Origin of the sequence: Inquilinus limosus MP06, assembly GCF_000767795.1 — a bacterium.
In the GTDB taxonomy this organism is placed as follows: domain Bacteria; phylum Pseudomonadota; class Alphaproteobacteria; order DSM-16000; family Inquilinaceae; genus Inquilinus; species Inquilinus limosus_E.
Window position 1 is genome coordinate 1 of record NZ_JANX01000374.1, and the last position, 6,262, is coordinate 6,262.

At 70.8% G+C, this 6,262-nt stretch carries 6 protein-coding genes; all 6 read left to right on the plus strand.

Annotation, left to right across the window (positions count from 1 at the left end; all coding sequences use genetic code 11):
• The coding region (locus P409_RS23295) for a GNAT family N-acetyltransferase (protein ID WP_034844333.1) at positions 1-253 on the plus strand (253 nt) is incomplete at its 5' end.
• A 264-nt stretch (positions 254-517) separates the two neighbouring features.
• The gene (locus P409_RS23300; protein WP_238578751.1) at positions 518-2,164 is read left to right on the plus strand and encodes a TIGR04028 family ABC transporter substrate-binding protein; all 1,647 of its coding nucleotides are present in this window, start codon (positions 518-520) and stop codon (positions 2,162-2,164) included.
• A 176-nt stretch (positions 2,165-2,340) separates the two neighbouring features.
• Positions 2,341-3,282, plus strand: a complete 942-nt coding sequence (locus P409_RS23310; protein ID WP_034844338.1) for an ABC transporter permease — start codon at positions 2,341-2,343, stop codon at positions 3,280-3,282.
• Complete coding sequence (locus P409_RS23315) at positions 3,279-4,136, plus strand: ABC transporter permease (protein ID WP_034844340.1); 858 nt, start codon at positions 3,279-3,281, stop codon at positions 4,134-4,136. Before P409_RS23310 ends, P409_RS23315 begins: the two co-directional genes overlap by 4 nt.
• Entirely contained in the window at positions 4,133-5,749 is a 1,617-nt protein-coding gene (locus tag P409_RS23320) for a dipeptide ABC transporter ATP-binding protein (RefSeq protein WP_034844342.1), read from the plus strand. The genes P409_RS23315 and P409_RS23320 overlap by 4 nt, the downstream gene beginning before the upstream one ends.
• A 19-nt stretch (positions 5,750-5,768) precedes the next feature.
• On the plus strand, positions 5,769-6,262 hold a 494-nt coding region (locus P409_RS23325; protein WP_034844343.1), incomplete at its 3' end, for an LLM class flavin-dependent oxidoreductase.

The window sequence follows — 6,262 nt, forward strand, 5'->3', positions numbered from 1 at the left end:
GGACGACGACGCGGTGGCGCGGCTGCGCAAGGTCTTCGTCGCCCCGGACCGGGCCGGCCAGGGCCTGGGCCGCCGCATGGTCGAGGCGGCCGAGGAGGCCGCCCGCGCCGCCGGCTTCCGCCGTTTCCGGGTGCGCGCCAACGCCAATGCCGAGGCGTTCTATGCCCGGCTCGGCTACAGCCCCATCCGGCGCGAGGAGATGCCGACGTCCGGCGGCGTCGCCCTGCCGACCGTGATCATGGTCAAGGGCTAATCTCCGAGGATACGCCCCGGCGGTCCCGCAATCGGTCGCCGACCTTCCGATGGCCCGGCGCGTGAGCGCTGCCGGAGGCTTTTAGAATAAACAATTAAAATTTGTTATTTTTTATATATCTTCCATAGCGTACGGTTAATTATGCCTGACGTAGGGATGGCCCAGGCGGCAACGCCGGGCGAGCTTTCGTCGTGCCCGTCCGGACAGAAACTACATCCCGAAAAAGCAAAAGTCGAACTTTGAGCGTTCATGGAAGGGGCAATCGTGCCGATCCACAATCGTCTCCGCCAAGCGGCACTCCTGGCGGTCGCGGCGCTGGCCGCAAGCCCCTTCCTGGCGGCGCCGTCCCTTGCCGCTGACGAGGCGCCGATCACCGGCGGCACGCTGATCTATCTGGAGCAGCAGGCCCACACCAACCTGTACCCGCCGGCGGGCGGCTTCTACCCGAATGGCGGGATCCTCAACCAGATCACCGACAAGCTGACCTGGCAGGACCCGAAGACGCTCGAGATCAAGCCCTGGATCGCCGAATCCTGGGCCGTCAATGCCGACGCCACCGAATACACCTTCAGGCTCCGGAAGGGCGTCACCTTCTCCGACGGCACGCCGCTCGACGCCGAGGCGGTGGCGAAGAACTACGACACCTATGGCCGCGGCAACCCGGCGCTGAAGCTGCCGGTGTCCGAGGTCATCAACAACTACGACCGCAGCGAGGTGGTCGACCCGCAGACGGTGCGATTCTTCTTCAAGAAGCCGTCGCCCGGCTTCCTGCAGGGCACCTCGGTGATCGGGTCGGGCCTGGTCTCGCTTGCCACCCTGGCGCGGCCCTTCGACGAGCTGGGCGACGCCACGAAGATCATCGGCTCCGGCCCCTTCGTGGTCGAGAGCGAGACGCTGGGCAAGGAGCTGGTGCTGAAGGCCCGCGCCGACTACGCCTGGGGCCCGGCGCCGCTGGCGCATCAGGGCCGCGCCTATCTCGACGGCATCCGCTACATCGTGACGCCGGAGGACAGCGTCCGCATCGGCGCGCTCCTGGCCGGCCAGGCCGACTTCATCCGCCAGGTCCAGGCCTATGACGAGCCGCAGGTGAAGGACAACGGCTACCTCGTCTATGCCGGCCCGACCCGCGGCGTGAACAACAGCGTGGTGTTCCGGCCGGACAATCCGCTGGTGGCCGATGTCCGGGTGCGGCAAGCGCTGCTGCACGCGACCGACGCCGAGGAGATCGTCGGCACCCTGTTCTCGGAGAACTATCCGAAGGCGACCTCGATCATCGCCTCGACCGCGCAGGGTTACGTCGATCTGTCGGCCAGGCTGACCCATGACGAGGCGCTGGCGAAGCGGCTGCTCGACGAGGCCGGCTGGACGCTCGGTTCTGACGGGCTGCGGCACAAGGACGGCAGGACGCTGGAGCTGACGGCCTACGAGTCCCTGCCGCAGCCCCAGAATAAGGAGACGCTGCAGCTGGTGGCCCAGCAATGGGCCCGGGTCGGCGTCAAGCTGAACGTGCTGGCCGGGGATTCCGGCAGCGCCACGGTGGACAACCTGGACCCGGAGAAGACGCCGGTCTCGCCCGCCATGGTCGGTCGCGCCGACCCGGACGTGATCAAGAGCCAGTTCTACCCTTCGAACCGCGACGTGCTGCGGCAGAAGGGCGGCGCCAGCAGCAAGGTGAAGAGCTTCGTCGACGACAGGCTGAACGGGCTGCTGGTGGCGCTGTCGTCGGAGCCGGACAAGGCCAAGCGGCTGCAGATCGTCGCCGAGGTCCAGGCCTATGTCATCGACCAGGCCTATGCGATCCCGATCTTCGAGGAACCGCAAGCCTATGCCGGGGCGCCCTATCTCAAGGGCATCGCCTTCGAGGCGGTCGGCCGGCCCTATTTCTACAACACCTGGCTGGCCGAGCACTGAGGCTGACCGATGAGCAGCGGCGCCGCCCGATTCCCCCTCACCCTCCCGGCCCAAGCGGGCCGGGTCCCTCCCTCTCCCCGAGGAGAGGGGATTTTCACCTCTCCCCCGGGGAGAGGTCGGAATCGCGCAGCGATTCCGGGTGAGGGGGCGGCACCGGCCATGACGGTCCGCGCGTCATGACCCGCTACCTCCTCGGCCGGGTGGGGCAGGCGGTGCTGGTGCTGTGGGCCGCCTTCACCGCCGCCTTCATCCTGCTGCAGGCCCTGCCGGGCGACGCGATCCTGATCAAGTTCCAGAACCCGGAGCTGGGGCTGAGCCCGGAGCAGATCGCCGAGATCCGCCAGTCCTACGGCGCCGACAGCCCGGTCTGGTCGCAGTACCTGCACACGCTGGGCAACTTCCTGACCGGCGATTTCGGCACCTCGGTCCAGGCCGGCGTGCCGGTCGGGCAGTCGCTGCTGGCCAACCTGCCGCCGACCGTCTGGCTGGCCGGCTTCGGCTTCGCCCTCGCCGTGCTGCTGGCGGTGGCGATCGCCGCCCTGTCCAGCCTCGCCGCCTTCGCCTGGCTGCGCTCGGCCATCCAGTCGCTGCCGTCGCTGTTCGTCTCGGTGCCGACCTTCTGGCTCGGCATCATGCTGATCCAGGTCTTCTCCTTCCGGCTGAAGCTGATCCCGGTGATCAATCCCGGGCCCTGGGAGGGGCTGGTCCTGCCGGTGCTGACCCTGGCGGTGCCGATTTCGGCGCCGCTGGCGCAGATCCTGGTGCGCAGCATCGACGAGGTCTCGACCCATCCCTTCGTCGCCGTGGCCCGGGCCAAGGGCGCCTCGCGCGCCGGGGTGCTGTGGCGGCATGTGGCGCGCAATGCGCTGCTGCCGACCCTGACCATCGCCGGCGTGCTGTTCGGCGAGATCCTGGCCGGCGCCGTGATCACCGAGACCGTGTTCGGGCTGAACGGCCTGGGCACGCTGACAGAGCGGGCGGTGCGCAACCAGGACACGGCGGTGATCCAGGCCGTCGTCGTGCTCTCCGCCGCCGGCTTCGTCCTGGTCAACCTGGCCGTCGACCTGCTGGCCCCGCTGCTCGACCCGCGCCTCAGATCCCGCGGAGCCGCCGCATGACCTCGCTGCAGACCACCGATCGCGTGCTGCCGCCCCGCCGCCCTGCCTTCGCCTGGCTCGGCCGGCTGCAGCCCAGCCTGCTGCTGTCCTGGGCGGTGATCGCCATCGTCACCGCCTGGGCCGTCGCCCCCGGCCTGTTCACCGCCTACAGCCCGGTCGCCGGCGTGCCGCGGGAGAAGCTGCGGGCGCCGAGCGCCGAGCACATCCTGGGCACCGATGCGCTGGGCCGCGACCTGTTCGCCCGCCTCGTCCACGGCGCGGTCAACTCGCTGTCCGGCGCCTTCGTCGCCGTCGCCGTCGGCCTGCTGGTCGGCACCGCCATCGGCCTGATCGCCGGGTCGACCGGCCGGCGGACCGACGCGGTGCTGATGCGGATCGTCGACGTGCTGCTGTCGGTGCCGTCGCTGCTGCTGTCGCTGGCGATCATCATCCTGCTCGGCTTCGGCACGGTGCACGCCGCGATCGCCGTCGGCGTCACCTCGATCGGCCGCTTCGCCCGGCTGGCCCGGTCGGAGGTGATCCTGGTGCGCCGCTCCGACTATGTCGAGGCCGCCTTCGGCAGCGGCGGCCGGTTCGGCGCGGTGCTGTGGCGGCACATCCTGCCGAACTCCGTTGCCTCGGTGATCGCCCTGGCCGCGGTGCAGTTCGGCACCGCGATCCTGCAGATCTCGACCCTGGGCTTCCTCGGCTACGGCGCGCCGCCGCCGACGCCGGAATGGGGCCTGCTGATCGCCGAGGGCCGCAACTACATCGCCACGTCGTGGTGGCTGACCACTGTGCCGGGCGTGGTCGTGGTGCTGGTGGTGCTGGCCGCCAACCGCATCGGCCGGTCGGTCGGGCGGAGGACGATATGACCGTGCCGGTGCTGGAGGTCGAGAGCCTCAGCGTCTCCTACAGGGGCGACCGCGACGGCGCCCAGCGCGTGGTCGACGGCGTGTCCTTCCGCATCCAGCCGGGCGAGGTGGTGGCGCTGGTCGGCGAATCCGGCTCCGGCAAGACCACCACGGCCCAGGCGGTGATCGGCCTGCTGGCCGAGAACGGCCAGGTCGATGGCGGCGCCATCCGGCTGGCCGGCACCGACATCTCCGGCTGGTCGCAGCGGCGGCTGGATGCCATCCGCGGCGCCCGCATCAGCCTGATCCCGCAGGACCCCGGCAGCTCGCTGAACCCGGTCAAGACCATCGGCGCCCAGGTCGAGGAGATCCTGGCCATCCACCGCCGCGGCGACCGGGCTTCCAACCGCGCCAGGGTGGTCGAGCTGCTGGCCCGGGTCGGCCTGTCGCGGCCGGAGCTGCGGGCGCGGCAATACCCGCACGAGCTGTCGGGCGGCATGAAGCAGCGGGTGCTGATCGCCATCGCCATCGCGCTGCAGCCGTCGCTGATCATCGCCGACGAGCCGACCAGCGCCCTCGACGTCACGGTGCAGCGCCGGATCCTCGACCTGATCGACGAGCTGCGGCGCGAGTTCGGCACCGCCATGCTGCTGGTGACGCACGACCTCGGCGTCGCCGCCGACCGGGCCGACCGGCTGATCGTGCTGCAGGGCGGCCGGATCCAGGAGCAGGGGCCGGCGGCGGAGATCCTGGCGGCGCCCAGGAGCGCCTATACGAGGCAACTGTTGGCCGACGCGCCGTCCCTGTCGAAGGCCGAGCGGCGCGCGCCGCGGCCGGTCGGGGAGGGCGGCGACGCCATCGTGGTCGACGGGCTGGTGCAGGATTTCGACCTTCCCGGCCGCGGCGGCAGCTTCCGCGCGGTCGACGGCCTGTCCTTCGCCGTGCGGCGCGGCACCACTCATGCCCTGGTCGGCGAATCCGGCTCGGGCAAGACCACCACGGTCCGCGCCGTGGTCGGGTTCCAGACGCCGACCGCCGGGCGGATCCTGATCGGCGGGGCCGACCCGGCGGCGCTGAAGGGCGAGGCGCTGCGGCAGTTCAGGCGGACCATCCAGCTGGTCTACCAGAACCCGTTCGGGTCGCTCGATCCGCGGCAGAGCATCTTCGAGATCATCGAGGAGCCGCTCTTGAACTTCGAGCGGCTGCCGAAGCCCGACCGCGCCCGCAGGGTGCGCGACATGCTCGACCGGGTCGGCCTGCCGCAGGCGGTGCTGGACCGGCGGCCGCGCGCCCTGTCGGGCGGGCAGCGGCAGCGCGTCGCCATCGCCCGGGCCTTGGTGCTGGACCCGCAGGTGCTGGTGCTGGACGAGGCGGTGTCGGCGCTGGACGTCACCGTCCAGGCCCAGATCCTCGGCCTGCTCGACACGCTGCAGCGCGACCTCGGCCTGACCTATCTGTTCGTGTCGCACGACCTCGCCGTGGTGCGGCAGATCGCCGACACCGTCTCGGTGCTGCACAACGGCCGGCAGGTCGATACCGGGCCGGTGGAGGACGTGTTCCGCAACCCCAGCAGCGACTACACGCGCGAGCTGATCGACGCCATCCCCGGGCGCCGGCTCGCCGTCTCCGCATGACTCCGAAAGGCTTCCGTCCGTGACCATCCAGCGCCTCGGCTTCTTCACCCGGCTCCTCGACGAGGCGAGCGCGCAGGAGCGCTACCGCCTGGCGACGGAGCAGATCACGACGGCGGAGCGGCACGGCTTCGACAGCGCCTGGGTCGCGCAGCACCATTTCCACGAGCCCGAGGGCGGGCTGCCGGCGCCGCTGGTGTTCCTGGCCCAGGTCGCGGCCCGCACCTTGCGCATCCGCCTGGGCACCGGCATCATTACCCTGCCGCTGGAGAACCCGGTGCGGGTGGCGGAGGATGCGGCGGTGCTGGACCTGCTGTCCGACGGCCGGCTCGAGCTCGGGCTCGGCACCGGCGGCACGCCCTCGGCCTTCGCCGCCTTCGGCCTCGACAGCGCCGAGCGCGGGCAGATCTTCGGCCGGCACCTGCAGGTGCTGCTCGACGCCTGGGGCGGCCGGCCGCTGGACGGCGCCGACACCCGGCTGTATCCGGCGGCGCCGCAGCTGCTGGGCCGGATCTG

Excerpts from the sequence above, each read along its gene's own strand:
- P409_RS23310 (WP_034844338.1), top strand. The coding sequence starts at position 2,341 with ATGACCCGCTACCTCCTCGGCCGGGTGGGGCAGGCGGTGCTGGTGCTG.
- P409_RS23315 (WP_034844340.1), top strand. The coding sequence starts at position 3,279 with ATGACCTCGCTGCAGACCACCGATCGCGTGCTGCCGCCCCGCCGCCCT.
- P409_RS23320 (WP_034844342.1), top strand. The coding sequence starts at position 4,133 with ATGACCGTGCCGGTGCTGGAGGTCGAGAGCCTCAGCGTCTCCTACAGG.